The organism is Streptomyces sp. NPDC093586, assembly GCF_044764905.1.
GTDB lineage: Bacteria > Actinomycetota > Actinomycetes > Streptomycetales > Streptomycetaceae > Streptomyces.
This window is the reverse complement of record NZ_JBIWJA010000008.1, coordinates 83,688-107,709: the sequence shown is the minus strand read 5'-3', so window position 1 is coordinate 107,709 and position 24,022 is coordinate 83,688. Positions and strand designations below refer to the sequence as shown.

Genomic DNA, 24,022 nt, shown 5'->3' with positions numbered 1-24,022 from the left:
GACAAGGCTCTGGAGGAGAAGCAATGGGGGAGTCGGTGCAGACTCTGGCGTACGGATCGTGGCCCTCGCCGATCGACGCGGCGCTCGCCGCCGCGCACGACGGGCGGCCCGAGGACGTCGGCTTCGTCGGCGACGAGGTGTGGTGGACCGCGCCCAGGCCCACCGAGGGCGGTCGGCGCACACTGGTGCGGCGGCACCCGGACGGCACCGAGGAACCGGTGCTGCCCGCGCCGTGGAACGTGCGCAGCCGCGTCATCGAGTACGGCGGCCGGCCCTGGGCCGCGCTCACGACCCCCTCCGGGCCGCTGGTGGTCTTCGTGAACTTCGCCGACCAGCGGCTGTACGCCTACGAGCCGGGCGGCGCCGAGCCGCGTCCGCTGACGCCCGTCTCCCCGGTGGGCGGCGGGCTGCGCTGGGCGGAGCCGCAGCCGCGCCCCGAACACGGCGAGGTGTGGTGCGTGCTGGAGGAGTTCACCGGCGACGGGCCCGGTGACGTGCGCCGGGTCCTGGCGGCGGTGCCGCTGGACGGATCGGCGGCCGACGACCGGAAAGCGGTGCGCGAACTCACCGACGACCGGCACCGGTTCGTCACCGGGCCGCGCGTCTCGCCCGACGGGCGGCGCGCCGCCTGGCTGGCCTGGGACCATCCGCGCATGCCGTGGGACGGCACCGAGCTGATCGTCGCCGACATCGGCCCCGAGGGCACCTTCCGGGACGCCCGGACCGTCGCCGGCGGGCCCGAGGAGTCGATCCCCCAGGCCGACTGGGCGCCCGACGGCTCACTGCTGTACGCCTCCGACCGCACCGGCTGGTGGAACCTGTACCGCGACGGGCGGCCGCTGTGCACCCGCGAGGAGGAGTTCGGCGGACCGCTGTGGAAGCTCGGCCAGCGATGGTTCGCGCCGCTGGACAACGGCCTGATCGCCGTCGTGCACGGCCGCGGCGCCACCGCCCTCGGCATACTCGACCCGGAGAGCGGCGAGGTCGTCGACGCGGCCGGCCCCTGGACCGAGTTCGCCGCCACCCTCGCCGTCCACGGCGAGCGGGTGGTGTCCGTCGGCGCCGGTCCGCGCAGCGCCTACGAGGTGGTGGAACTGGACACGCGCACCGGCCGGGCCCGCGTGATCGGCGCCCCGCACCACGACGCCGTGGACCCCGCCCACTACCCCGAACCGCAGGTCCGCACCTTCACCGGCCCCGACGGACGCGACATCCACGCGCACGTCTACCCGCCGCACCACCCCGGCTGCGCCGCCCCCGACGGCGAACTGCCGCCGTACGTGATCTGGGCGCACGGCGGCCCCACCAGCCGGTCGCCCCTGGTGCTGGACCTGGAGATCGCCTACTTCACCTCGCGCGGCATCGGTGTCGCGGAGGTCAACTACGGCGGCTCGACCGGGTACGGCCGGGAGTACCGCAACCGGCTGCGCGAGCGGTGGGGCGTCGTCGACGTCGAGGACTGCGCGGCCGTCGCCCTGGCCCTCGCCGACGAGGGCACCGCGGACCGCGCGCGGCTCGCCGTACGCGGCGGCAGCGCGGGCGGCTGGACGGCGGCCGCGTCGCTCACCGCCACCGACGTCTACGCCTGCGGCACGATCATCTACCCGATCCTCGACCTGACCGGCTGGGGCACGGGGGAGACCCACGACTTCGAGTCGCAGTACCTGGAGAGCCTGGTCGGCCCCCTCGCCGAGGTACCGGACAGATACGCCGAGCGGTCGCCCGCCGAGCACGCCGACCGCGTCACCGCGCCGTTCCTGCTGCTCCAGGGCCTCGACGACGTCATCTGCCCGCCCGTCCAGTGCGAGCGGTTCCTCACCCGCATGGCGGGCCGCGGGGTACCGCACGCCTACCTCGCCTTCGAGGGGGAGGGGCACGGATTCCGCCGGGCGGAGACCATGGTGCGTGCCCTGGAGTCCGAACTCTCCCTGTACGCCCAGACCTTCGGGTTCGACGCGCCCGGTGTCCCGGCCCTGGAGCTGACGGAGTGAAGCCCCTGCTGCGGCCGTCCCGGCTCGGACCGGGCGCCCTCGTCGCCGTCGTCGCGCCCAGCGGGCCGGTGCCCGAGGAGCGGTTGCAGGCGGGCCTCGACGTCCTGCGCGGCTGGGACCTCGACCCCGTCGTGGCGCCGCACGTCCTGGACCGGCACGCCGCCTTCGACTACCTCGCCGGCGCCGACGCCGACCGCGCCGCCGACCTCCAGGCGGCCTGGTGCGACCCGGCCGTGGACGCAGTGCTGTGCGCCCGCGGCGGGTACGGCGTCCAGCGCATGACCGACCTGCTCGACTGGGAGGCGATGCGCGCGGCCGGGCCGAAGGTGTTCGTCGGCTTCAGCGACATCACCGCGCTGCACGAGGCGTTCGCCCGCCGGCTGGGCCTGGTCACCCTGCACGGGCCGATGGCCGCGGGCATCGACTTCCTCAAGAACGCGCGGGCCCAGGAACACCTGAAGGCCACCCTGTTCGCTCCGGAGACGGTCCGCGTCATCGCCTCCGACGACAGTACGCCGATGGTGCCCGGCCGCGCGCGGGGCGTCACCCTCGGCGGCTGCCTCGCCCTGCTCGCCGCCGAGCTGGGCACCCCGCACGCCCGGCCCGCCGCGCGCGGCGGGCTGCTGTGCCTGGAGGACGTGGGGGAGGAACCGTACCGCATCGACCGCTACCTCACCCAGCTGCTGCGCGCCGGCTGGCTCGACGGCGTCGCCGGGGTGCTGCTCGGGTCGTGGGAACGGTGCGAGCCCGCCGAGCTGCTGCGCCCGCTGCTGGCCGACCGGCTGGCCGGTCTCGGTGTGCCGGTCGCCTGGGACTTCGGTTTCGGCCACTGCGCGGGGGCGCTGACGGTCCCCTTCGGAGTGACGGCGGAACTCGACGCGGACGCGGGCACCTTGGCGCTGGACGAACCGGCACTGCGCTGACCGGGCACCCCGTCCCGGCCCGTCGTAGAGTGGCAGGATGCCGCACACCGCCTCCCGCCACCTCGCCGAGGGCCCCCGCGTGGGCATACGCCACTTCACCCACGAGGACGGCGCCGAGTTCACCGCCCGGGTCCGGGAGAGCAAGGACCTGCACCATCCGTGGCTCTTCCCGCCGGACAGCGCCCAGGCGTACGCCGCCTACGCGTCCCGGCTGATCGAGGACCCGACCAAGGCCGGGTTCCTGGTGTGCGAGAAGGACGGCGGCGGCATCGCCGGCTTCATCAACATCAACAACATCGTCGGGGGCGGCTTCCTCAGCGGCGCCCTCGGCTACGGCGCCTTCGCGCACGCCGCGGGCCGCGGTCTGATGCGCGAGGGACTGGACCTCGTCGTGCGGTACGCGTTCGGGCCGCTGCGGCTGCACCGCCTGGAGATCAACGTGCAGCCGGGCAACACCGCCTCCATCGCGCTGGCCCGCGCCTGCGGCTTCCACCTGGAGGGCTTCTCGCCGAGGATGCTCTACATCGACGGGGCCTGGCGCGACCACCAGCGCTGGGCGATCACCGCCGAGACCGTGACGTCCGGCTGATCTCCACGGCGCCCGGGCCGTCCACGAGGGCTTCGAGGTCGCCGACCTGCGCGAGGGCGACGAGGGCGTCGGCAGGCTGTGGGCCCGGCTCACCGACGAGCCGCTCCCGGCCCGCCGCGACTTCCGGATGCGGCCGGACGGAGGGCGACCCCGCCCGCCCGGCTCGCGGCCGATGCGGCGCGCGGGGGTCAGGCGCGCCGGTCCGCGTACTCGTAGACCGCCCCGTCCGGGTGACGGGCGATCAGGTTGCGGCCCACGGGCGTGGGCACGGGGCCCGCGATGATGTCCGCGCCCAGCCCGGTCAGGATCCGGTGGGTCTCCTCGACGTCCGTCACGGCGATCGTCGCGGCCACCTTGCGCAGCACCTCGAGCTGCGACTCGGGCCCGCTCATCAGCAGGAAGCAGCCGACCGCGGCGACCTGGACGCCACCGCGCTCGAAGCGCTGCGCCGGGCCGCCGGCCAGGCCTTCGTAGAAGGGGATCGCCTTGTCCAGGTCGTCGACACAGATACGCAGTGTGGCTCCCAGAATGTCCATACGGACGAGCCTAGTTGGCGGCTGCCGGGCGTGGACCCCATGGACCCTTCGAGCGCGGGTACCCGCATGTCATGGACCGCATGGATCACTTGGAACACCTGGACAGGCAACTGGTCGACGAACTGGCGCAGGTGGCACGCGAGACCGTGCGCGACGAGCTGCGCGAGCAGACGCGCAAGCAGCGCCGCAAGGCCACGCTCTACGCCGCCTCCGGTGCCGCCGCGCTGTACGCGGGCGCGGCCCTCGCGCTCACCGTGGGCCTGGCCCTCGCCATCGGCCTGCCCGACTGGGCCGCCGCACTGATCACGGCCGCCCTCCTGGGCGTCGCGGCCCACCTGCTGCGCGCAGCGGCCCGGCCGCACGCGTCGGGACCGGGGGCCGTGCCGGGCTCCGGGCACGGTGCAGGCCACGGGCACACCGCCGGCGGGCACGCCCCCGCCGCGCCGTACCCGCCCGTGCCGCCCGTGCCGCCCGTCGCCCCCGGCGGCCCGACGGGTGCCCCGGGCGGCACCGCGGCGCCGCGCCGGGACGGCGCCGGCCCCGAGGACCCGCACCGCCGCGCCTGACGGAAGCCCACGGCGACGGCCGCGCCCCCGGACCCACCCGTCCGGGGGCGCGGCCGTCGCGCGTGGAAGGAGCCGCGGATCAGCTGCTCTCCTGGAGCTGCGGCAGCACCTTCGTACGGTAGAAGTCGAAGAAGCCGCGCATGTCGGGGCCGATCTGGTTGACGTAGACGCGGTCGAAGCCGGCGTCGGCGAACTTCTTCAGCTCCGCGACGTGCTCGTCCACGTCGTCGCCGCACACCCGGTTCTCGCGCACCATGTCCTCGGTGACCAGCGTCTGCGCCTGCTCGAAGTGCTTCGGCGAGGGCAGCACCTGGCTCAGCTCGCCCGGCAGCTGCTCGTTGGCCCACAGCCGGTGCACGGTCCGCACCGCGGCGTCCCTGTCGGTGTCGTAGCAGACCTTGGTGCCCCCGCTGACCAGTTTGCCGCCGCCCCCGCCCTTGCGGTACTGCTCCACCATCGAGGAGTCCGGCATCATCGTGATGTAACCGTCGCCCACCCGGGACGCCAGCTTGGTCGCGGCCGGACCGAAGCCGGAGACGTCGATCGGGACGGGCTCGTCGGGGACCGTGTACAGGCGGGCGTTCTCCACCGTGTAGTGCGTGCCGTGGTGGTTGACCTCCTCGCCGGTGAACAGCCGGCGCATGATCAGGATGGCCTCCTCCAGCATCTCCAGGCGCACGTGCGCGGCCGGCCACGCGTCACCGAGGATGTGCTCGTTGAGCGCCTCGCCGGAGCCGACGCCGAGCCGGAAACGGCCCTCGGTCATCACCGCGCTGGTCGCCGCGGCCTGGGCCACCACCGCCGGGTGGGTGCGTACGGTCGGGCAGGTCACCGCCGTCTCGATCGGCAGGGACACGGCCTCGGACAAGGCGCCGATCACCGACCACACGAACGGGCTCTGTCCCTGCTCGTCGTTCCACGGGTGGTAGTGGTCCGAGATCCACAACGCCTGGAATCCGGCCTGCTCGGCCATCCGCGCCTGCTCGATCAGCTCGGCGGGAGCGAATTGTTCGCACGAGAGGAAATAGCCGTACTCGGGCATGGGCTGCCTCCAGGACTGTTCGGGTGGGTGTCCCGGCCCGGGTACCCGGGCGCCGGTCCGGAAACCGGCGGCGCGGGCCCGCCCGGACGTTTGGGGGCCCTGGCCGAGGGGACGCGGGAAGCCCATGAGGTACGCGACGGCCCGGAGGCGAGCCGTGAGCCGGCCCCGGGGAGGTGACACGCGTCCCGTGCGCGGACCGGTCCCAGGAGGCCGGTCCCCTCCCGGACCGCACGATCACGCCGCCCCGGCCGGCCCGGCGCGCCGCGGGCTCGCGAGCCGGACATCACACGATCGATCCCGCTCGAACCCGTGCACACGCGCTCCCGGCAGCAGCCACCCACCCCCGAAGGAGACTCATGAACACCGGTGAACTCGTCGAACTCGGACAGCAGCTGCGCGTCGACAGCGTGCGCGCCTCGGCCGCCGCGGGCTCCGGGCACCCCACGTCCTCGATGTCCGCCGCGGATCTGATGGCGGTCCTGTTCGCCCACCACCTCCGCTACGACTTCCAGCACCCCGACCACCCGGGCAACGACCGCCTCGTCCTCTCCAAGGGCCACGCCTCGCCCCTGCTGTACTCCGCCTACAAGGCGGTCGGCGCCCTCGACGACGAGGAACTGCTCACCTTCCGCAAGCTGGGCAGCCGCCTGGAGGGGCACCCCACGCCGCAACGGCTGCCGTGGGTCGAGACGGCCACCGGCTCGCTCGGCCAGGGCCTGCCCGTCGGCGTCGGCATCGCCCTGTCCGGCAAGCGGCTGGACCACGCCGACTACCGGGTGTGGGTGCTGTGCGGCGACAGCGAGATGGCCGAGGGATCGGTGTGGGAGGCCGCCGAGCACGCCGGGTACGAGCGCCTCGACAACCTCACCGTGATCGTGGACGTCAACCGGCTCGGCCAGCGCGGCCCCACCCGGCACGGCCACGACCTGGACGCCTACGCCCGCCGCTTCCGGGCCTTCGACTGGCACACGATCGAGATCGACGGCCACGACGTCGACGCCGTCGACCGCGCCTACGGCGAGGCCCTGTCCACCAGGGGCCAGCCCACCGCGATCATCGCCCGCACCCTCAAGGGAAAGGGCGTCCGGGCCGTGGAGGACCGTGAGGGCCAGCACGGCAAGCCGGTGCCGGACGCCGACGAGGCGATCGCCGAACTCGGCGGCCCCCGCGACCTCACCGTCCGCGTGCACGAGCCGCCGTCCGCGCGGGCCCTGCACTCGGCCGGCTCCGGACAGCTCGAACTGCCCCGGTACGAGATCGGCGACGAGCTGGCCACCCGCAACGCCTTCGGCGAGGCGCTGGCCGCGCTCGGCACCGCCCGCGGCGACGTCGTCGCCCTCGACGGCGAGGTCGGCGACTCCACCCGCGCCGAGTTCTTCGCCGGGCAACACCCCGAGCGCTACTTCGAGTGCTACATCGCCGAGCAGCAGATGGTCGCCGCCGCGGTCGGCATGGCGGCACGCGGCTGGGTGCCGTACGCCACGACGTTCGCGGCCTTCCTCACCCGCGCCCACGACTTCATCCGCATGGCGTCGATCAGCGGCTCCGGCCTCAACCTCGTCGGCTCCCACTCGGGCGTCGCCATCGGCCAGGACGGGCCCAGCCAGATGGGTCTGGAGGACCTGGCCATGATGCGGGCGATCCACGGCTCCACCGTGCTCTGCCCGTGCGACGCCAACCAGACCGCCCGCCTCGTCGCCCAGATGGCCGGCCTGGACGGCATCCGCTACCTGCGCACCTCCCGCGGCGAGAGCAAGGTCGTCTACGGGCCCGACGAGGAGTTCCCCGTCGGCGGCAGCAAGGTGCTGCGCTCCTCGGACCGCGACCGGCTGACCGTCGTCGCGGCGGGCGACACCGTGCACGAGGCGCTGGCCGCGGCCGACGCCCTCGCCGGGGAGGGCATCGCGGTCCGGGTCGTCGACCTGTACTCGGTCAAGCCCGTGGACCGCGACACGCTGCGGCGGGCCGCCGAGGAGACCGGCTGCCTGCTGTCCGTGGAGGACCACCGGGAGGAGGGCGGCATCGGCGACGCGGTCCTCGACGCGTTCACCGACGGGCGCCCGGTACCGCGCCTGGTCCGGCTCGCCGTACGGACGATGCCCGGCTCGGCGTCCCCGGACGAGCAGCTGCGCGCCGCGGGCATCGACGCCGGCTCCATCGCGGCGGCCGGCCGGCTGCTGGTGGGGGAGGCGGTCGTCGCGTGAGCCGCGACGCCGTACGGACCGTCCGGGCCGGCCGGCACACCGTGGAGGTCCACCGGCCCGACAAGGTGCTGTTCCCCGCCGGGAGCGGCCGGGACGGGGACGGCGGCGCCGAGGAGTACACCAAGGGCGACCTCGTCGACTACTACCGGGCCGTCGCGCCGTTCATGCTGCCGCACCTGCGGGGCCGCCCGCTCATGCTGGAGCGGCACCCGGACGGCGTGGACGGCCCCCGGTTCATGCAGAAGAACACCCCGGAGCACTACCCGGACCGGATCTCCCGCGTCGAGGTGGACAAGGAGGGCGGCACCGTCTGCCACACCGTCTGTGACGACACCGCCACCCTCCTGTACCTCGCCGACCAGGCCGCCCTCACCCTGCACCGCTGGCTGTCACGCGCCGGGCGGATCGACCGGCCGGACCTGATGGTCTTCGACCTCGATCCGGCCGGTGACGACTTCCCCCGGGTCCGCGAGGCGGCCGGGCTGCTGGGCGGACTGCTCGACGAGCTGAAGCTCCCCTCGGCCCTCATGACCACCGGCTCCCGCGGCCTGCACGTGGTCGTTCCCCTGAGGCCCCGTCACGGATTCGACGAGGTGCGGGAGTTCGCGCGCGACGTCGCCGACACCCTGGCCGCGGCCCACCCCGAGCGGCTCACCACCGCCGCCCGCAAGAAGGACCGCGGCGACCGCCTCTACCTCGACATCCAGCGCAACGCCTACGCGCAGACCGCGGTGGCGCCCTTCACCGTGCGCGCCCTGCCCGGCGCGCCGGTGGCGGCCCCCCTGTCCTGGGACCAGCTGGACGATCCCGGCCTGCACGCCCGTCGCTGGACCGTCGCGGACGCCGTCGAGCAGGCACGCGCCCGGCCCTGGTCGGGGATCATGAGCCGCGCGCGGGCGCTGGAACCCGCCCGGCGACGGCTGGACGCCCTGCGCGGCTGACCACCGCGCATCCCGAGCCGTCCGCGTGCCGACCGCTCCGGTTGCGCGGGCGTGTGACACATGCATGGGCCCGTGGAGGTTTGGCGAACACGCTTGCGGCCACACGGAGGGAGAGGTGGCCATGACGAACACGAACAACACGTCCGAATCGCAGAGACCACAACAGAGTTCACATAAAACACATAGTTCTGGAAAGTCGCAGGAATCACAGGAGCCGCAGGAACCACAAGATTCACAGGAATCACAGCACTCACCGACGGCGCGTCGGCCGCGGCCGATGGAGATCCTCCGCGAGGCGCGTGCCCAGCTCGCGGAACTCACCGGAATGAGCGCGGAATCCGTGTCGTCCTTCGAGCAGACGGAGGAGGGCTGGTCGCTGGAGGTCGAGGTCCTCGAGCTCGAGCGGGTGCCCGACACGATGAGCCTGATGGGCAGCTACCAGGTGGAACTCGACCCCGAGGGGCAGCTCACCGGCTATCGGAGGGTCAGGCGCTACGAGCGCGGACGAGCCGACGCGCGCGGTTCCGGCGGACGCTGAACCGCCCGGACCACACACTCACCCACTGGATGGAGGACATCCGGCATGACTGTCGTACCGGCACAGCAGACCGGCGGCGGAGGCGGCAGCAGCGGCCTCTACGACGTGCTCGAACTCGTACTGGACAGGGGGCTCGTCATCGACGCATTCGTGCGCGTCTCCCTGGTCGGCATCGAGATCCTCAAGATCGACGTCCGTGTCGTCGTCGCCAGTGTCGACACCTATCTGCGCTTCGCCGAGGCGTGCAACCGGCTCGACCTGGAGGCCGGGCCGCGCAAGGCCCCGGGCCTGCCCGACCTGGTCGGAGAGATGACCGAGTCCGGCGCCCGCGGCAAGTCCAAGGGGGCGCTGTCCGGCGCCGCCGAAACCATCTCGGACGCGTTCAAGCAGGCCCGTGACGAGAGCGGCTCCGAGCGGGAGACCGCCTCGCGCCCGCGCCGCAAGGCCGCGCCCTCGCGCCGTAAGGAGGAGCAGGAGTGAGCACGTACGTCTACGGCATCACCGCCGGATCCCACCCCCCGCTCCCGGAAGGGCTGACGGGCGTCGGCGACCCGCCGGGCCAGGTGCGGATCCTCAAGGAGGGCGACCTGGCGGCGGTCGTCAGCGACGCCCCCGAGGACCTGCGCCCCAAGCGCAGGGAACTGCTCGCCCACCAGAACGTGCTCAGCGAGGCGGGCGCGGCCGGCTGCGTGCTGCCCATGCGGTTCGGCAGCGTCGCCCCGGACGACAGCGCGGTCACCGGTGTCCTCGCGGAGCGCGCCGAGCACTACAAGGAGCGTCTGCGGGCTCTGGACGACCGGGTCGAGTACAACATCAAGGCCAACCACGTGGAGGAAGCCGTACTGCACCACGTGATGGCCGAGAACCCGGAGATCCGCGCCCTCGCGGAGGCCAACCGGAAGGCGGGCGGCGGCAGTTACGAGAGCAAGATCCAGCTCGGCGAGATGGTCGCGAACGCCGTCAAGCGCAAGGAGGGCGAGGACGCCGGCGCGCTGGAACGCGCCCTGGAGCCGAGCGCCGACGCCGTGAGCGTGGGCCCCGAGTCCACCGGCTGGCTCGCCAACGTGTCGTTCCTGGTGAAGCGCGAGTCGGCCGAGGAGTTCCTGGCCGCCGTGGAGCGGGCCCGCAGGGAGATGCCGCACCTGGAGGTGCGCGTGAACGGTCCGCTGCCGCCGTACAGCTTCGTCGAGCCCGGCCCGGCCGAGCCCGCGGGCACCGCGGCCGGCGGCGCGGACGCCGGAGCGGGGTGACGACGTGGGACTCATCTCGGAGATCCTCCTGCTGCCGCTCGCCCCGGCGCGCGGCGCCGGCTGGGCCATCAGACAGGTGCTCACCGAGGCCGAGCGCATCTACTACGACCCCTCCACGATCCGGGCCGAACTCGCCCGCCTGGAGGAGCGGTTGGAGGCCGGGGAGATCACCGAGGAGGAGTTCGACCAGGAGGAGGACACGCTCCTGGACCGGCTGGAGATCGCTACGCGCCACAGCGCGGGATTGGGCAACGGGACGGCACCATGAACCGAACGGCACTGGGCCTCGCCGTAGGGGCCGGCTATCTGCTGGGACGCACGAAGAAACTGAAAATGGCCGTCGCCGTGGGCACCATGGTGGCCGGCAAGAAGTTGAACCTGACCCCGAAGGGCATCGCGGAACTGGTCTCCACCCAGCTGCAGAACAACCCGCAGTTCAAGGAGATCGGGGATCAGGTGCGCACGGACCTGCGGGGCGTGGGCAAGGCCGCCTCGGGAGCCCTGGTCGAGCGGCAGATCGACGCGCTCGCCGACCGCCTCCACGGGCGTACCGCCCAGGTGCGCGACCAGCTCTCCGGCGTCGAGTCCGAGGCCCCGGACGCGGACTCCGACGACTCCCGTGACTCCGGGGACTCGGAGGCCTCGGAGGACACGGAGTACGAGGGCGAGGAGCCCGGGAAGGACGCGCGGGAAGAGGAAGAAGCCGGGCAGCGCCGCGGACGGCCCGCGAAGAAGGCCGCCGAGACGGCACGCGGGGCGGCGAAGAAGACCCCCGCGAAGCGGCCGGCGAAGAAGGCCGCCGCCAAGGCGCCCGCGGGGAAGACGGCCGCCGAGCGGGCACAGCCCGCCAAGAAGGCGGCCGGCAAGAGGACGGCCCCCGCCCGCGGCGCCGGGCCCCGGCAGTCGAAGGGCGATGGTGAGCGATGACCGACACCCTCGGTTCCGCGGCCTCCGCGGCAGGCAAGGCCGCCAAGAAGAACCCGCTCGCCGACGTGGCCCGGAGCGAGGCGGCCGACCGCCTGAAGGCGGAGGTGCAGGACTACCTCGCCGCCCAGGCCACACGGATGCTGACCGGCGTCGGCCGCAAGCTCGGCGAGACCACCGGCAAGCTGACCGACATCGCCGAGGGCAACAGCCCCGGCTTCGCCAAGCTCGCCCTCGACGGCGGACGCAAGCTCGCCGAGGGCAAGAGCCCGATGCGGGCCGCGCTCGAGGTCGGCGCCGGCAAGGCGAAGGACAGCGTGCTCGGCGCCTTCAAGAACCTCGGCGGCGGCAAGGGCAAGAAGAAGGGCGGCGGCGGCCAGAAACCGACCGTCATCATCGAGTACGTCGACGTCGGCGTGCCGCTGCGCACCGCCTACGACCAGTGGACCCAGTACCAGGACTTCAGCACCTTCGCCAAGGGCGTCAAGAGCGCCAACCGCGCCGACGACACGACGTCCGACTGGCAGCTGAAGGTCTTCTGGTCCAACCGCAGCTGGAAGGCGAAGACCACCGAGCAGGTGCCCGACGACCGGATCTCCTGGACGTCGGAGGGCGCCAAGGGCACCACCAAGGGCGTCGTCAGCTTCCACAAGCTCGCCGACAGCCTGACCCGCGTCATCCTGGTCATCGAGTACTACCCCAGCGGTCTGTTCGAGAAGACCGGCAACCTCTGGCGCGCCCAGGGCCGCCGGGCCCGCCTCGACCTGAAGAACTACGTCCGCCACATCACCCTCAAGGGCGAGGCCGACGACGGCTGGCGCGGTGAGATCCGCGACGGCGAGGTCGTCCGCAGCCACGAGGACGCGGTCGCGGAGGAGGAGCAGGAGGAGCGGGAAGGCCAGGAGGACAGGGAGGACCACGAGGACGAGGAGCAGGGGTCCCGGGAGAACGACGGGCACGGCGAACACGACGAGTCCGACGAGGCGGAAGACGCCTACGAGGACGAGGAAGGCGCCGAGGACGCTCCGTACGACGAGGACGAGGACGAGTACGAGACGGAGGAGGGATCCGACGAGCCCGAGGACTCGGAGGACGAGTACGAGGACGAGGACGAGGAGGAACCCGAGGACGAGTACGAGGAGGAGGACGGCGCGGACGCCGAGGACGAGTACGCGTCCCGCGGTGAGTACGCGGACGCGGATGCGGACGAGGACGAGTACGCCGACCGCGGGAGCCGTCGATGACCACTCCCGGCCGGCTGCCCGATCCCTACGGCCAGGGACAGAGCGCCAACCTCGCCGACATCCTGGAGCGAGTGCTCGACAAGGGCGTCGTCATCGCGGGCGACATCCGGATCAACCTGCTCGACATCGAGCTGCTCACGATCAAGCTGCGGCTCATCGTCGCCTCCGTCGACAAGGCCAAGGAGATGGGCATCGACTGGTGGGAGAGCGACCCGGCGCTCTCCTCGCGCGCCCGGCGCGACGAACTGACCCGGGAGAACGCCGAGTTGCGTGAACGCCTCAGAGAGCTGGAGTCGGGCCGCGTACCGAGGGAGGAACGATGACGGGACTGCGGTACGTCTACGCCGTCTGCCGGCCCTTCGACGTCCCCCTCCAGTCCCAGCTGACCGGGGTGGCGGGCGACCCGCCCAGGCTGCTGACCCACCACGGTCTGGTCGCCGTGGTCAGCCATGTGCCCGAGGCCGTTTTCTCGGAGGAGGCGCTGCGGGCCCACCTGGAGGACCTGGACTGGCTCGCCGGGACCGCCCGCGCCCACCAGCAGGTCGTCGACGCGCTCACCGTCGTCACCACGCCGCTGCCGCTCCGGCTGGCCACCGTCTTCCGGGACGACAGCGGCGTCCGCGTGATGCTGGAGGAGCGGGAGGAGGACTTCCGGCGCACCCTCGACCGGCTGGAGGGCCGGGTCGAATGGGGTGTGAAGGTGTACGTCGAGACGGAGCCCGGGCAGCCGGAACGCCCGGCGGAGCCCGCGCCGAAGCCCGTCTCGGGCCGCGACTACCTGCGGCAGCGGCGCATGCGGACGCGCGCGCACGAGGAACTGTGGGCCAGGGCCGAGGAGTTCGCGACGCGTCTGCACGCGACCCTGTCCTCCCGGGCCGACGACGCGCGACTGCACGCCCCGCAGAACCCCACGCTCTCCGGCGCCGCCGGACGGAACGTCCTCAACGCCGCCTATCTGGTGCCGCGGGACGTGTCCGAGGAATTCGTGGAAATGGTGGACCGCACGAAGGACGACACCCCCGGAATGCGCGTGGAACTCACCGGCCCGTGGGCCGCCTATTCCTTCGCGGGGGAGGAGACCGCCGGCGAGGAGAGTTCCGGCGGGGAGACCGCCGGCGAGAAGACGGCGGACGCGGAGCCGGCGGGGGAGGAGTCATGACCGTCGTCGAACGCCGTGAGATCGCCCTCGTGGACCTGCTCGACCGGCTGCTGGCCGGCGGTGTGGTCATCACCGGTGACATCACGCTGCGCATCGCGGACGTCGACCTGGTCCGCATCGACCTCAACGCGTTGATCAGCTCGGTCAACCGCACCGTGCCGTCGCCGTTCGGGGAGTGACGTGAGCGACCGACCTGAACGCCGCAAGAGCCTCGACCTGGAACCCGACACGGTCGAGCGCGACCTGGTCAAGCTGGTGCTGACCGTCGTGGAGCTGCTCCGCCAGCTCATGGAACGCCAGGCGCTGCGCCGCTTCGACGAGGGCGACCTGAGCGAGGAGCAGGAGGAGCGGATCGGGCTCACGCTGATGCTGCTCGACGACCGCATGACCGAGCTGCGCGAGCGGTACGGACTGCGGCCCGAGGACCTGAACCTGGACCTCGGGCCGCTGGGACCGCTGCTGCCCCGGGAGTGAGCCTCCCGGGGCAGCAGCCTCACCGCTTGCCGTTCACCACCTGTACCAGCGGCCTCGGCCGCCGCCTGCGGATGTCCCGCGAACCAGGAATCCCAGCAGCCACAGAATGATGACCACCAGGGCGACCCACCAGAGCACCTTCAGTGCGAATCCGGCGCCGAACAGGACGAGCGCGAGAAGCAGCACGAGGAGAAGTGGAACCATAATATGTACCTCCTACCATACTGATTTCCCGTAATGCACTGATCAGACGTATTTCAGGCTTCCTTTCGGCACAGGATCTCTCCGTGCAGGACGCTGAACCAGCCCTCCGGCCGCTTCCCCCAGTCCCGCCAGGCCCGCGACACGGCCCGCAGCTCCTCCGCCGTCGCGTGGCCGCCGGCCACGGCCCGCTCGGCGTAGGCCGAGGCCAGGGTGCGGTCCGCCCACAGGCCGCTCCACCACTCCCGCTCGTCCGGCGTCGAGAAGGTCCAGGTGTCCGAGGTCGCCGTGATGTCCGTGAACCCGGCCTCCAGCGCCCACGCCTTCAGTCGGCGCCCGGCGTCCGGCTCGCCCCCGTTGGCGCGGGCCACCCTCTGGTAGAGGTCCCGCCAGTCGTCCATGCCCGGGGAGGCGGGGTACCAGGTCATGGCGCCGTAGTCCGAGTCGCGGACGGCGACGAACCCGGTCGGCTTCGTCACCCGCTTCATCTCGCGCAGCGCCTGCACCGGGTCGCCCACGTGCTGGAGCACCTGGTGGGCGTGGACCACGCAGAACGTGTCGTCGGGGTAGTCCAGGGCGTGCACGTCCGCCACCGCGAAGTCGGTGTTGGCCAGACCCCGCCCGGCGGCGGTGGCGCGGGCCCGCTCCACGATCTCCGGGGCTCGGTCCACGCCGGTCACGTGCCCGTCGGGCACCAGTTCCGCCAGGTCCGCGGTGATGGTGCCGGGACCGCAGCCGATGTCCAGGATCTTCATGTGCGGCTTCAGCGAGGCGAGCAGGTACGCGGCCGAGTTGGCGGCGGTGCGCCAGGTGTGCGAGCGCAGCACGGACTCGTGGTGCCCGTGCGTGTATACGGCGGTCTCCTGCTGTGCGGCCATGGCGGATCCCCTCGGTGCGACTGCGCGAGACGCCGGTGCGCGGGGTGCGGCGACCCCGCCCGGCGGCAGGATCACCGTACGCCCGCGCACCACATGATGAGACCGGCGTTTTGCCATATGGACTGACACTGCGTCAGGTGTGAGCGCCGGGCCGCCAGGACGGCTCCTTCACGGCGGTGTTGCCGGCCAGCGGGCGGTAGACGGTGAGCGCCTCGGGAAGCTTCTCCAGCAACAGATCCCCCCGCGTCTCGGTGATCTCGCCGTCGTACGCCAGGAGGGTGCCCGGCGCGACGCCGGCCAGCCGGAGCCGGCCGACCTGTACGGCCGCGTGGGCGGGGGAACGGGTCAGCGGCCCGGCGAGGGCCGCGGACAGCAGCCGCAGGGCCGGCCGGCGGCCCCCGTGCACCACCCGCACGTCCAGCTGCCCGTCCGCCAGGTCCAGCCGGCGGCCCGGGGTCAGCCCCATCCGGTGGTACGTGCCGTTGCCCGCGAACAGCATCCACAGCGGGCGCCTGCGCCCCCGCACCTCGGCCTCCAGCGGATGCCGGTCGGCACGCAGCACCCGCACGGCCGCGAGCACCCCGGCCGGCCAGCCGCCGATCCGGGACGACCAGCGCTCCCGCTCGCGCACCAGCTCCGGGTACACGCCGAGGCTGAAGGTGTTCAGGAAGATGCCGCTCCGCTCGCCGGAGGCGAACCGGCCGACGTCCACGCGCACGCCCTCACCGCCCTCCAGCGCCCGGCACAGGTCCCGGACGTCCTCCACCCCCAGGTCGTAGGCGAAGTGGTTGAGCGTGCCGCCCGGCAGCACCGCCAGCGGGACGCCGTGACGCATCGCGATCTCGGCGGCGGCGTTCACGGTGCCGTCGCCGCCGCAGACGCCGAGCACCCGGGCCCGGCCCGCCGCCTTCTCCAGTTCGGCGCCGACGTCCCCCGGCTCGCACTCGACGACCTCGGCCCGGGGCAGCGCGTCGCACAGCGCGCGCACCCGGTCCGCGGTGCCCGAGGCGGTGTTCGCCACCATCACCAGACCCTCGCCCCCGGGCAGCGCCGGAACGTCGGCGCGCGGCCTGGCCGGCGGGACGAGCTGGGCGCGCGTCGGCACCATCCCCCGGACGGCGAACGCGGCACCCGCCCCCAGCGCCGCCCCGGCGAGCACGTCGCTCGGGAAGTGCACCCCCGTGTAGACCCGGGAGAGGGCCACCGCGGCGGCCACCGGCGCCACCGCGGCGCCCCACGCCGGCGACTCCAGCGCGACACCGGTGGCGAACGCGGCGGCCGAGGCGGCGTGCCCCGACGGGAAGGACGTGGTGATCGGCTGCCGCTTCAGCTGCCGGACCAGCGGCACCGGGTCCAGCACGGGCCGGGGACGGCGGACCGAGCGCTTGCCGAGGGTGTTGATCGTCAAGGAGGCCAGGCCCAGCGAGGCGAGGCCCCGCACGGCGGCGCGACGGGCCCGCGGGGTGCGGGACGCGGCCAGCGCGGCGGCGGCCGCGAACCACAGCGCACCGTGGTTGGCACTGCGGCTGAGCCGGGGCAGCAGGGGGTCGGCGCCGGGCCAGTGCCGGGCGGCGACCGCCTCGAACACGCGCTGGTCCAGCCGCAGCAGGCCGTCGCGGAGCGGATGCGGGCCGGGCGTCGGGGCGGTGAGGTCTACGTCGGGGCTCATTCCTCCCGCCTACCCGGCGGACGGGGTTTCCTGCCGGTGGCGTACCGCACCCGCCCGCGTCCCCGCCCGCCCCGGCGGAAACGCGTTTGCCCGGCGGGCGGTCGGGGCCGCAGAATCCGGTCCCATGGGCCATCTCGAAGCAGCGCACCTGGAGTACTACCTCCCCGACGGGAGGGCGCTGCTCGGCGACGTGTCCTTCCGGGTGGGGGAGGGGGCCGTCGTGGCCCTCGTCGGACCCAACGGCGCCGGCAAGACCACCCTGCTCCGCCTCCTCGCCGGGGAGCTCAAGCCGCACGGCGGGACCGTCACCGTCGGCGGCGGGCTCGGGGTGATGCGCCAGTTCGTGGGCTCCGTGCGGGACGAGACGACCGTGCGCGACCTGCTGGTGTCCGTCGCGCCGCCCCGCATCCGCGAGGCCGCGCGCGCCGTCGACGCCGCCGAGCACGCGATCATGACGGTCGACGACGAGGCCGCCCAGATGCGCTACGCACAGGCCCTCGCCGACTGGGCCGAGGTCCAGGGCTACGAGGCCGAGACGCTGTGGGACATCTGCACCACGGCCGCGCTCGGCGTCCCCTACGAGAAGGCCCGGTGGCGGCAGGTGCGCACCCTCTCCGGCGGCGAGCAGAAACGCCTCGTCCTGGAGGCGCTGCTGCGCGGCACCGACGAGGTGCTGCTGCTCGACGAGCCGGACAACTACCTCGACGTGCCCGGCAAGCGCTGGCTGGAGGAGCGGCTCGCCGAGACCCGCAAGACCGTGCTGTTCGTCTCCCACGACCGGGAACTGCTCGCCCGGGCCGCCCAGAAGATCGTGTCCGTCGAACCCGGCCCCGCGGGCGCCGACGCCTGGATGCACGGCGGCGGCTTCGCCACCTTCCACGAGGCCCGCCGCGAACGCTTCGCCCGCTTCGAGGAGCTGCGCCGCCGCTGGGACGAGAAGCACGCGCAGCTGAGGAAACTGGTACTGACGCTGCGTCAGGCCGCCGCGGTGAGCCACGAGATGGCGTCGCGGTACGCCGCCGCCCAGACCCGGCTGCGCAAGTTCGAGGAGGCCGGCCCGCCGCCCGAGCCGCCCCGCGAACAGGACATCCGGATGCGGCTCAAGGGCGGCCGCACCGGCGTCCGGGCCGTCACCTGCGAGGGCCTGGAACTCACCGGCCTGATGAAGCCCTTCGACCTGGAGGTCTTCTACGGCGAACGGGTCGCCGTCCTCGGCTCCAACGGCTCCGGCAAGTCGCACTTCCTGCGGCTGCTGGCCGGCGACGACGTGGCGCACACCGGGACCTGGAAGCTGGGCGCGCGCGTGGTGCCCGGGCACTTCGCCCAGACCCACGCCCACCCCGAGCTGCAGGAGCGCACCCTCCTGGACATCCTGTGGACGGAACACGCCCAGGACCGGGGCGCCGCCATGTCCCGGCTGCGCCGCTACGAGCTGACCCAGCAGGCCGAGCAGACCTTCGACCGCCTCTCCGGCGGCCAGCAGGCCCGCTTCCAGATCCTCCTGCTGGAACTCCAGGGCGTCACCGCCCTGCTGCTCGACGAACCGACCGACAACCTCGACCTGGAGAGCGCCGAAGCCCTCCAGGAAGGCCTGGAGGGCTTCGAGGGCACGGTCCTCGCGGTCACCCACGACCGCTGGTTCGCCCGCTCCTTCGACCGCTACCTCGTCTTCGGCAGCGACGGCCGCGTCCGCGAGACACCGGAGCCGGTCTGGGACGAACGGCGGGTGGAACGGGCCCGGTAGCCGGTCACCGGGAACACCGCGGACCCGCCGGGGCGCGTCAGCGCCAGCGCAGCAGGGCGCCCAGGCCGCCCACCGGCGCGTCGTCCACCGCCTCCTGCGGCAGGGCCGGTGTCACCGAGATCGCCGGGGCGCCGGTCATCACCGCCGACCGCAGCAGCGCGTCGTCCGCGCGGGCCGACCAGGAGTTCTGCTCGCCCAGCGTCTTCAGTTCCGTACGGCGCACCGCCAGCTGGTCGGCGTCCTCGCCGATCCACACCTCGCGGTGCGTGTCGGGCCCGTCCGGGATGATCAGCAGCTCGTCGATGCGGTGCTCCCGGGCGGCCTCGATCAGCGCCGGCACGCCTTCGGCCGCGGCGGCCCGGCCCTCGCCGTCGGGGGTGCGGGCGGCCAGGAACCTGTCCAGGTCCTCCCGCGCCCGCGCGCGTACGTGCTCGTCGCGCAGCCGCTCCACCTCGTCGTCCAGCAGCCTGCTGCCCGCACCGCGCGTGGACTCCACGATCCGGTCCTGCAGCCGCTTGGGCAGCCGCTCGTGCACGGACCGCCGCTCGCGGTCGTCACCCACCAGGATCAGCAGGTCCGCACCCGTCTCCTCCTGGCACACGGCCAGCGCGTCGGCGATCTCCGCCGCGTTGTGCTCCCAGGTGTTCTCCACCCGCAGCTGGAAGTGGCGCTCCGACCAGTCGACGCTGCTCGTGCGGTGCACGGGCCACTGACGGCCGGTCACCGAACCCGCGTCCCGGCTGCCCAGCGCGCTGCGCAGCTCGAAGTCGGCGCCCTTGCGGTCGATGTACGCCACGACGCACACGGGGTCCTCGCCCGCCAGCTCCAGCAGCGGCGACACGTGCGGCAGCGGCGCCCAGCAGGTCTCCGTGCCACCCCGCGGGACACGCGCCAGCGGTGTGTCGAGGACCACCCGCCCGGCACAGGCGAACAGCGCCCGCCCGTGCGGGTCGGTGGAGTGGCGCAGCCCGTCCACCGCCTCCCGCACGGCCCGGCAGGTCGCGTCGTCCGCTCCCTGCGCCGCCAGCTCCCGGGCCACCGCGGCGGCCGTCAGCTCACGTTCGTGGGGGGTGTCCTCCGTGTGCCGGGAGAGGTCGACGTACACGGAGGCCCAGGGGCCCTGATGGTCGTAGAGGGGGTTCAGAAACGAGAGATCCATGGCTCCCTCCCGGATGCCGCTCGGGGGTGGTAGTGCTTCCGGTGCGGGTACCCGGACCGCATGAACGAACACGACACGCGGGACGGCACCGCGACCGGGGTGGACCCGGGCCGACTGGACGACCAGCAGCTCATGAAGGAGCTGGAGACCATCCACCGCACGCGCCACGACACCCTGCTGTACGGGTCGAACGACGCGCTGCGGGCCCACAACGAGCGCATGGCGCAGCTCGAGGGCGAATGGCTGCGCCGCAATCCGCGGCGCCCGGTCGCCGCGGGCCGCACCCGCGAGGGCGCCCGGGAGCGGCACTCCGGAGAGGGCGCCGCCCCCGGCGCCTGAGCACCGCGCCCGCGCTCGGTGCGACACCCGCGTGCGACGCCCGTACACGGCCCGCGCCTGCACCCGGCCCCGGCCGGCCGACGCGTCCGGTACGCGCGGCCGGCCGGGGCCGGGAACGCCGGGTGCCGCCCCGCGGGCTCAGCCGCCGGCCTTGGCGAACTCCGCGAGGAAGGTCTCGCAGAACGCCTCGAGGTCGTCCGGCTTCCGACTGGTGACCAGGGTGTTGTCACCGTGGCCGCAGACCTTCACCTGTTCGTCGACCCAGGTGGCGCCCGCGTTCTCCAGGTCGGTCCGCAGACTCGGCCAGGAGGTCAGCACCCGTCCGCGGACGACGTCCGCCTCGACGAGCGTCCACGGGGCGTGACAGATCGCGGCCACCGGCCGGCCCTGCGCGAAGAAGTCCTTCACGAACGCCACGGCCTTGCCGTCCATCCGCAGGAAGTCCGGGTTGGCCACGCCGCCCGGCAGCACCAGCCCGCCGAACGAGTCGGCCGACGTCTCGCCCACCACCTCGTCCACGGGGAACGTGTCCGCCTTGTCGAGGTGGTCGAAGGCCTGGATCTCACCGGACTGCGTGGAGACGAGCACGGGCTCGTGCCCCGCGTCCTTCGCCGCCTGCCACGGCTCGGTCAGCTCGACCTGCTCCACACCCTCGGGTGCGGTCAGAAATGCGATGCGCATGTGGTTCGGATTCCTTTCCTGGCGCGCCACCGGACGTCGCCGCCCGGCGCGCGTGTCTCGTTCGGCCGCGGGGCCGCGGCCTCGAGGGCCCTGGGGGCCCGGAGGTCCCGCGTGCCCCGCGGCGCGCTGTCAGGTGCCGTCCCCGGTGTCCGGTTCCGCGCGGCTGATGTCGGCGAGCACCGAGTCGGGGTCCCGGGCCTCGGCCAGATCGCCGAGGCTCACCACCCCCACCGGCAGTCCGTCCTCCACGACCGGCAGCCGACGCACGGCGTGCTCACGCATCAGCGTGACCGCGTCCGCCACCGGGTCACCGGGGCAGACCGTCAGCGGATCGGGGGTGCAGACCGCGCGGACGCTCACCGCCATGGGGTCGATGCCGTCCGCCACGGCCCGCACCGTGATGTCCCGGTCGGTCAGCACGCCCACGACGTCCTGGCCGTCCGCGACCACCACATCACCGATGTCCTGCGCGCGCATCAGCCGCGCCGCCTCGACGAGGGAGGCGTCCGGGCGGACGGCGACCACACCCGGAGTCATGACGTCCCTCACGTACTCGGCCACCACGCCCCGCCCTTCCGGCGCCTACGCGCTCCTCGGCCCGGCGTTCCCCGGCCCGCCGCTCTCGGTCAGGGCGACGGCCAGTTCCTGCACGTTGTCGTAGCGCGCCTTCTGCGGCAGCCGTTCCAGTTCCTCGACGAGGGCGTCGGGCGCGTTGCCGCGACGCAGGGCACGCCCCAGCTCCCGGGGGCCCGCGGGGAAGGTGCCCCGGGTCAGGTTCCGGGCCAGTTCCAGCCGGAGCGACTCCAGGTACGTCGGCCCGCGGCCCGGGGTCACCGGCCCGTACATGACCTCCGGATCGTCGTCCGCGACCGGTTCCGGGTCGTTCCACTCCTCGGTGCGGGTCGGGTGCCCGGACCTGAGCAGACCCTGCAGTTCGTGCTTCATCTCGTCGTCGCGGTGGACGCTCATCCGGTCACTGCCTCGCTGCATGTCTCCCTCCACATCCTCAGGGGGTGCGGACCGCGTACCCGGCCACCGACGGCCGACACGGATTCCCCCGGACGGGTCTGCTCCGATATGCCCGGACACGGTGCGTACGGCCGCGCGCACCGAGGGTTCACCCGGCGGGCACGGGGAACCCGTCCCGCGCGCCACCACCCCCCACGCCCGCCCCTTTCGGGAAGGACGGCCCATGGCGGTGCTGCTCGCCGTGTTCGTTCCGGTCCTCATGCTCGGCGTGGTGCTGGCCATGGGCAGGTACGAGGAGGTGATGCTGCCGGGCGCCCCACCGCCGTCCGGCGACCCCGAACCGGCCGCCGCGGCGGAAGTGCCCCCGGCGACCCGGTGAGCGACGGCGGCACCGGCCCGTGAGGGGACCGGACCGTCAGATCAGGCGGAAGAGGTCGGCGGCGGCATGGACGTCCGTGAGGTCCTCGACGGACCGGAGGTTGTCGCACAGGGCCTCCAGCACCGAGCCGTCCTCTGCGGCACGCGGGGTGCCGACGGCCACGCCGAACAACCGGAAGCCCAGCCGGTGCTTGGCGTCGTTCCAGCCGCGCATCCACTCCTCGGTGACGCCGCAGTCGTCGTCGGTGATCATCACGATGTCGCCACGCGCGCGGGCGGCGTCGTCGAACTCCTCCTCCAGCAGCTCGCGGGCCGCCGTCAGCGGCGTCTGGTAGCTGGTGCCGCCGCCGAGGAAGGTCTCCGCGAAGTCGACGACCCGGTCGATGCCGGCGGGCGAGGCGGCCGGGAAGCGGAAGACCCGGACCTTGTCGGCGGCGGAGAACACGATGCCGACGAAGTCGCGCCCCGCGTGCCGGGCCTGGTCCAGCAACGCCAGGGCGCACGCCTTGGACCACGCCTCCCGGGTCACTCCGCCGGGCCCCTCCGCGTACATGGAGTGCGAGGTGTCCACGCACGCGATGACGGCGCCCTTGCCGGTGCTCCGCTCTCCCCGGCTGTCGTAGAGCATCAGTTCCCCGGCGGCGTAGCGCGCGGCGAACACCGCGCGCAGCTCGGGCAGTCCGAGGACCGCCAGTTCGGAGGGGACGACGCGGGAGAGGTCGTCGCCGAGCGTGACGCCGACCAGCTCGCCGGGGGTGTTCTCCACCTTGCGGGCGCGCTCCCCGTCCGCCATCCGCCGGAAGCGGCCGATCAGCTCGGCCCACCGGGCGAGCCGGCCGGTGCGCAACCGTTCGGCGAGCCGGGCGCGCTCGTCGAACGGCATCCGCTCCAGCTCGCCGGCACCGACGCCCCAGGCCCGCATCAGCGCCGCCTCCTGCCGCACGGCCGCCGAGGCCTTCGCCGCCGCGTTCCGCGCCGCGGCGCGCACATCGGGGACCGCCGCGGCGAGGGCCTGCGCGGCGGCCTCGGCGGCCTGCCGCGCGGCGGCCTCGGCCGTCTGCCGCGCGGCGTCGGCGGCCGGCGCAGGCACGGTGCCGTGCTCCTCGGCCCCGGCCCCCCGGCGCGCCTCGTCCTCGGTGTCCCGCTGGGCCCTCCTCGCCCGCTCCGCCCGCTCCTGGGCGTCCCGGGAGCGCTCCAGCAGTCCGCGCAGCGCGGAGGCCTGGGCGAGCACGGCCATGGCGGCGGCGTAGGGGTCCCCGACCGTCTCCCGGCGCAGTTCCGCGAACTCCGGTGACTTCACCAGCGCGGTGACGGCCTGGTGGTTGACCAGCCGGGAGACGGACATCTCCGTGCGCTCGCGCAACCGCGGGCGGGCCTGGTAGGCGGCCAGGAACGCGTCGGTCAGGAGGTCGGCGGCGTGCTCGTGGCGCTCGGACAGCTCCTCGGCCAGATCGCGCAGTGCGGCCGACTGCTCGTAGGTGTCGCGCCAGGTGAGCCGGTCGAACCGGTCCGCGACCACGGCCGCGGTGTGCCGCCCGGAAGCGGTGATGGCCCGCACCGGACGCGCCCCGGCCCCGCTCGCCGGCTCGCCGGGTCCGCTCGACGCCGTCTCCACGGTCCCGG

At 73.6% G+C, this 24,022-nt stretch carries 29 protein-coding genes; 19 read left to right on the top strand and 10 right to left on the bottom strand.

Features of this window, described 5'->3' with window-relative positions; all coding sequences use genetic code 11:
• Positions 1-23: 23 nt before the first annotated feature.
• From ACIRFH_RS11705 to ACIRFH_RS11695, 3 genes are read left to right on the top strand one after another with little or no spacing between them, the layout of a single operon-like run.
• Entirely contained in the window at positions 24-1,991 is a 1,968-nt protein-coding gene (locus tag ACIRFH_RS11705; protein WP_403519328.1) for a prolyl oligopeptidase family serine peptidase, read from the top strand.
• A complete protein-coding gene (locus ACIRFH_RS11700) occupies positions 1,988-2,914 on the top strand; it encodes an LD-carboxypeptidase (RefSeq protein ID WP_403519326.1) in 927 nt (308 codons plus the stop codon). Before ACIRFH_RS11705 ends, ACIRFH_RS11700 begins: the two co-directional genes overlap by 4 nt.
• A 37-nt stretch (positions 2,915-2,951) precedes the next feature.
• Positions 2,952-3,503 carry a GNAT family N-acetyltransferase gene (locus ACIRFH_RS11695; RefSeq protein ID WP_403519324.1) on the top strand — a complete coding sequence of 184 codons (552 nt, stop codon included), beginning with the start codon at positions 2,952-2,954 and terminating at the stop codon, positions 3,501-3,503.
• A gap of 188 nt (positions 3,504-3,691) precedes the next feature.
• Here ACIRFH_RS11695 and ACIRFH_RS11690 read toward each other — a convergent pair whose 3' ends face one another.
• Positions 3,692-4,039, bottom strand: coding sequence for a VOC family protein (locus ACIRFH_RS11690; protein WP_403519322.1), 348 nt, complete (start codon positions 4,037-4,039; stop codon positions 3,692-3,694).
• A gap of 71 nt (positions 4,040-4,110) precedes the next feature.
• Between ACIRFH_RS11690 and ACIRFH_RS11685 the strand changes: the two genes are divergently transcribed.
• A complete protein-coding gene (locus ACIRFH_RS11685) occupies positions 4,111-4,605 on the top strand; it encodes a phage holin family protein (protein ID WP_403519321.1) in 495 nt (164 codons plus the stop codon).
• A gap of 79 nt (positions 4,606-4,684) precedes the next feature.
• Here ACIRFH_RS11685 and ACIRFH_RS11680 read toward each other — a convergent pair whose 3' ends face one another.
• Positions 4,685-5,647 carry an LLM class F420-dependent oxidoreductase gene (locus ACIRFH_RS11680; RefSeq protein WP_403519319.1) on the bottom strand — a complete coding sequence of 321 codons (963 nt, stop codon included), beginning with the start codon at positions 5,645-5,647 and terminating at the stop codon, positions 4,685-4,687.
• 356 nt (positions 5,648-6,003) lie between these two features.
• On the opposite strand from ACIRFH_RS11680, the gene ACIRFH_RS11675 reads away from it, so the two are divergent.
• The 12 genes from ACIRFH_RS11675 to ACIRFH_RS11620 all read left to right on the top strand — a co-directional run bounded on the left by ACIRFH_RS11675 (position 6,004) and on the right by ACIRFH_RS11620 (position 14,381).
• Positions 6,004-7,851 (top strand): transketolase, encoded by a 1,848-nt coding sequence (locus tag ACIRFH_RS11675; RefSeq protein WP_403519317.1) that lies wholly within the window; start codon positions 6,004-6,006, stop codon positions 7,849-7,851.
• Positions 7,848-8,792, top strand: a complete 945-nt coding sequence (gene ligD, locus ACIRFH_RS11670) for a non-homologous end-joining DNA ligase (protein ID WP_403519315.1) — start codon at positions 7,848-7,850, stop codon at positions 8,790-8,792. The genes ACIRFH_RS11675 and ligD overlap by 4 nt, the downstream gene beginning before the upstream one ends.
• Before the next feature lie 121 nt (positions 8,793-8,913).
• Entirely contained in the window at positions 8,914-9,330 is a 417-nt protein-coding gene (locus ACIRFH_RS11665) for a gas vesicle protein (protein ID WP_403519313.1), read from the top strand.
• Between the two features lie 45 nt (positions 9,331-9,375).
• Positions 9,376-9,810, top strand: a complete 435-nt coding sequence (locus ACIRFH_RS11660) for a gas vesicle structural protein GvpA (protein WP_403519311.1) — start codon at positions 9,376-9,378, stop codon at positions 9,808-9,810.
• Positions 9,807-10,580 (top strand): GvpL/GvpF family gas vesicle protein, encoded by a 774-nt coding sequence (locus ACIRFH_RS11655; protein WP_403519309.1) that lies wholly within the window; start codon positions 9,807-9,809, stop codon positions 10,578-10,580. The genes ACIRFH_RS11660 and ACIRFH_RS11655 overlap by 4 nt, the downstream gene beginning before the upstream one ends.
• A gap of 4 nt (positions 10,581-10,584) precedes the next feature.
• Entirely contained in the window at positions 10,585-10,848 is a 264-nt protein-coding gene (locus ACIRFH_RS11650) for a gas vesicle protein GvpG (RefSeq protein WP_403519308.1), read from the top strand.
• Positions 10,845-11,507 carry a DNA primase gene (locus ACIRFH_RS11645; protein ID WP_403519306.1) on the top strand — a complete coding sequence of 221 codons (663 nt, stop codon included), beginning with the start codon at positions 10,845-10,847 and terminating at the stop codon, positions 11,505-11,507. The genes ACIRFH_RS11650 and ACIRFH_RS11645 overlap by 4 nt, the downstream gene beginning before the upstream one ends.
• Positions 11,504-12,748, top strand: coding sequence for an SRPBCC family protein (locus ACIRFH_RS11640; RefSeq protein ID WP_403519304.1), 1,245 nt, complete (start codon positions 11,504-11,506; stop codon positions 12,746-12,748). Before ACIRFH_RS11645 ends, ACIRFH_RS11640 begins: the two co-directional genes overlap by 4 nt.
• Positions 12,745-13,071 carry a gas vesicle protein gene (locus tag ACIRFH_RS11635; RefSeq protein WP_403519302.1) on the top strand — a complete coding sequence of 109 codons (327 nt, stop codon included), beginning with the start codon at positions 12,745-12,747 and terminating at the stop codon, positions 13,069-13,071. The genes ACIRFH_RS11640 and ACIRFH_RS11635 overlap by 4 nt, the downstream gene beginning before the upstream one ends.
• Complete coding sequence (locus ACIRFH_RS11630; RefSeq protein ID WP_403519300.1) at positions 13,068-13,907, top strand: GvpL/GvpF family gas vesicle protein; 840 nt, start codon at positions 13,068-13,070, stop codon at positions 13,905-13,907. Before ACIRFH_RS11635 ends, ACIRFH_RS11630 begins: the two co-directional genes overlap by 4 nt.
• Entirely contained in the window at positions 13,904-14,086 is a 183-nt protein-coding gene (locus ACIRFH_RS11625; RefSeq protein WP_403519298.1) for a gas vesicle protein, read from the top strand. Before ACIRFH_RS11630 ends, ACIRFH_RS11625 begins: the two co-directional genes overlap by 4 nt.
• Position 14,087: 1 nt before the next feature.
• Positions 14,088-14,381, top strand: coding sequence for a gas vesicle protein K (locus ACIRFH_RS11620; RefSeq protein ID WP_403519297.1), 294 nt, complete (start codon positions 14,088-14,090; stop codon positions 14,379-14,381).
• 33 nt (positions 14,382-14,414) lie between these two features.
• On the opposite strand, the gene ACIRFH_RS11615 is transcribed toward ACIRFH_RS11620, so the two are convergent.
• The 3 genes from ACIRFH_RS11615 to ACIRFH_RS11605 form a co-directional block, all read right to left on the bottom strand.
• A complete protein-coding gene (locus ACIRFH_RS11615; RefSeq protein WP_403519296.1) occupies positions 14,415-14,585 on the bottom strand; it encodes a hydrophobic protein in 171 nt (56 codons plus the stop codon).
• A 53-nt stretch (positions 14,586-14,638) separates the two neighbouring features.
• A complete protein-coding gene (locus ACIRFH_RS11610) occupies positions 14,639-15,460 on the bottom strand; it encodes a methyltransferase domain-containing protein (RefSeq protein WP_403519295.1) in 822 nt (273 codons plus the stop codon).
• 133 nt (positions 15,461-15,593) lie between these two features.
• Complete coding sequence (locus ACIRFH_RS11605) at positions 15,594-17,129, bottom strand: bifunctional phosphatase PAP2/diacylglycerol kinase family protein (protein ID WP_403519294.1); 1,536 nt, start codon at positions 17,127-17,129, stop codon at positions 15,594-15,596.
• Between the two features lie 124 nt (positions 17,130-17,253).
• On the opposite strand from ACIRFH_RS11605, the gene ACIRFH_RS11600 reads away from it, so the two are divergent.
• Positions 17,254-18,873 (top strand): ABC-F family ATP-binding cassette domain-containing protein, encoded by a 1,620-nt coding sequence (locus tag ACIRFH_RS11600; RefSeq protein WP_403519292.1) that lies wholly within the window; start codon positions 17,254-17,256, stop codon positions 18,871-18,873.
• A gap of 37 nt (positions 18,874-18,910) precedes the next feature.
• Here the strand turns inward: ACIRFH_RS11600 and ACIRFH_RS11595 are convergent, their stop codons facing one another.
• On the bottom strand, positions 18,911-20,032 hold the full coding sequence (locus ACIRFH_RS11595) for a Vms1/Ankzf1 family peptidyl-tRNA hydrolase (RefSeq protein WP_403519290.1): 1,122 nt from the start codon (positions 20,030-20,032) through the stop codon (positions 18,911-18,913).
• Between the two features lie 60 nt (positions 20,033-20,092).
• On the opposite strand from ACIRFH_RS11595, the gene ACIRFH_RS11590 reads away from it, so the two are divergent.
• Positions 20,093-20,371 (top strand): DUF6158 family protein, encoded by a 279-nt coding sequence (locus ACIRFH_RS11590; protein ID WP_403519288.1) that lies wholly within the window; start codon positions 20,093-20,095, stop codon positions 20,369-20,371.
• Positions 20,372-20,509: 138 nt separating this feature from the next.
• Here ACIRFH_RS11590 and ACIRFH_RS11585 read toward each other — a convergent pair whose 3' ends face one another.
• The 3 genes from ACIRFH_RS11585 to ACIRFH_RS11575 form a co-directional block, all read right to left on the bottom strand.
• Positions 20,510-21,052, bottom strand: coding sequence for a type 1 glutamine amidotransferase domain-containing protein (locus ACIRFH_RS11585; protein WP_403519286.1), 543 nt, complete (start codon positions 21,050-21,052; stop codon positions 20,510-20,512).
• A 129-nt stretch (positions 21,053-21,181) separates the two neighbouring features.
• Positions 21,182-21,613 (bottom strand): CBS domain-containing protein, encoded by a 432-nt coding sequence (locus ACIRFH_RS11580; RefSeq protein ID WP_403519505.1) that lies wholly within the window; start codon positions 21,611-21,613, stop codon positions 21,182-21,184.
• A 21-nt stretch (positions 21,614-21,634) separates the two neighbouring features.
• Complete coding sequence (locus ACIRFH_RS11575; RefSeq protein WP_403519284.1) at positions 21,635-22,042, bottom strand: DUF2795 domain-containing protein; 408 nt, start codon at positions 22,040-22,042, stop codon at positions 21,635-21,637.
• Between the two features lie 202 nt (positions 22,043-22,244).
• On the opposite strand from ACIRFH_RS11575, the gene ACIRFH_RS11570 reads away from it, so the two are divergent.
• On the top strand, positions 22,245-22,400 hold the full coding sequence (locus ACIRFH_RS11570) for a hypothetical protein (RefSeq protein WP_403519282.1): 156 nt from the start codon (positions 22,245-22,247) through the stop codon (positions 22,398-22,400).
• Positions 22,401-22,436: 36 nt separating this feature from the next.
• Here ACIRFH_RS11570 and ACIRFH_RS11565 read toward each other — a convergent pair whose 3' ends face one another.
• Positions 22,437-24,014 carry a VWA domain-containing protein gene (locus ACIRFH_RS11565; RefSeq protein WP_403519280.1) on the bottom strand — a complete coding sequence of 526 codons (1,578 nt, stop codon included), beginning with the start codon at positions 24,012-24,014 and terminating at the stop codon, positions 22,437-22,439.
• Between the last annotated feature and the right edge of the window lie 8 nt (positions 24,015-24,022).

What these genes read in the sequence shown, in the direction of transcription:
- ACIRFH_RS11705 (WP_403519328.1), top strand. Translation starts at nt 24, where the DNA reads ATGGGGGAGTCGGTGCAGACTCTGGCGTACGGATCGTGGCCCTCGCCG.
- ACIRFH_RS11695 (WP_403519324.1), top strand. Translation starts at nt 2,952, where the DNA reads ATGCCGCACACCGCCTCCCGCCACCTCGCCGAGGGCCCCCGCGTGGGC.
- ACIRFH_RS11690 (WP_403519322.1), bottom strand. Translation starts at nt 4,039, where the DNA reads ATGGACATTCTGGGAGCCACACTGCGTATCTGTGTCGACGACCTGGAC.
- ACIRFH_RS11685 (WP_403519321.1), top strand. Translation starts at nt 4,111, where the DNA reads ATGGACCGCATGGATCACTTGGAACACCTGGACAGGCAACTGGTCGAC.
- ACIRFH_RS11680 (WP_403519319.1), bottom strand. Translation starts at nt 5,647, where the DNA reads ATGCCCGAGTACGGCTATTTCCTCTCGTGCGAACAATTCGCTCCCGCC.
- ACIRFH_RS11675 (WP_403519317.1), top strand. Translation starts at nt 6,004, where the DNA reads ATGAACACCGGTGAACTCGTCGAACTCGGACAGCAGCTGCGCGTCGAC.
- ACIRFH_RS11665 (WP_403519313.1), top strand. Translation starts at nt 8,914, where the DNA reads ATGACGAACACGAACAACACGTCCGAATCGCAGAGACCACAACAGAGT.
- ACIRFH_RS11660 (WP_403519311.1), top strand. Translation starts at nt 9,376, where the DNA reads ATGACTGTCGTACCGGCACAGCAGACCGGCGGCGGAGGCGGCAGCAGC.
- ACIRFH_RS11645 (WP_403519306.1), top strand. Translation starts at nt 10,845, where the DNA reads ATGAACCGAACGGCACTGGGCCTCGCCGTAGGGGCCGGCTATCTGCTG.
- ACIRFH_RS11640 (WP_403519304.1), top strand. Translation starts at nt 11,504, where the DNA reads ATGACCGACACCCTCGGTTCCGCGGCCTCCGCGGCAGGCAAGGCCGCC.
- ACIRFH_RS11635 (WP_403519302.1), top strand. Translation starts at nt 12,745, where the DNA reads ATGACCACTCCCGGCCGGCTGCCCGATCCCTACGGCCAGGGACAGAGC.
- ACIRFH_RS11630 (WP_403519300.1), top strand. Translation starts at nt 13,068, where the DNA reads ATGACGGGACTGCGGTACGTCTACGCCGTCTGCCGGCCCTTCGACGTC.
- ACIRFH_RS11625 (WP_403519298.1), top strand. Translation starts at nt 13,904, where the DNA reads ATGACCGTCGTCGAACGCCGTGAGATCGCCCTCGTGGACCTGCTCGAC.
- ACIRFH_RS11615 (WP_403519296.1), bottom strand. Translation starts at nt 14,585, where the DNA reads ATGGTTCCACTTCTCCTCGTGCTGCTTCTCGCGCTCGTCCTGTTCGGC.
- ACIRFH_RS11610 (WP_403519295.1), bottom strand. Translation starts at nt 15,460, where the DNA reads ATGGCCGCACAGCAGGAGACCGCCGTATACACGCACGGGCACCACGAG.
- ACIRFH_RS11605 (WP_403519294.1), bottom strand. Translation starts at nt 17,129, where the DNA reads ATGAGCCCCGACGTAGACCTCACCGCCCCGACGCCCGGCCCGCATCCG.
- ACIRFH_RS11600 (WP_403519292.1), top strand. Translation starts at nt 17,254, where the DNA reads ATGGGCCATCTCGAAGCAGCGCACCTGGAGTACTACCTCCCCGACGGG.
- ACIRFH_RS11595 (WP_403519290.1), bottom strand. Translation starts at nt 20,032, where the DNA reads ATGGATCTCTCGTTTCTGAACCCCCTCTACGACCATCAGGGCCCCTGG.
- ACIRFH_RS11590 (WP_403519288.1), top strand. Translation starts at nt 20,093, where the DNA reads ATGAACGAACACGACACGCGGGACGGCACCGCGACCGGGGTGGACCCG.
- ACIRFH_RS11585 (WP_403519286.1), bottom strand. Translation starts at nt 21,052, where the DNA reads ATGCGCATCGCATTTCTGACCGCACCCGAGGGTGTGGAGCAGGTCGAG.
- ACIRFH_RS11575 (WP_403519284.1), bottom strand. Translation starts at nt 22,042, where the DNA reads ATGCAGCGAGGCAGTGACCGGATGAGCGTCCACCGCGACGACGAGATG.
- ACIRFH_RS11570 (WP_403519282.1), top strand. Translation starts at nt 22,245, where the DNA reads ATGGCGGTGCTGCTCGCCGTGTTCGTTCCGGTCCTCATGCTCGGCGTG.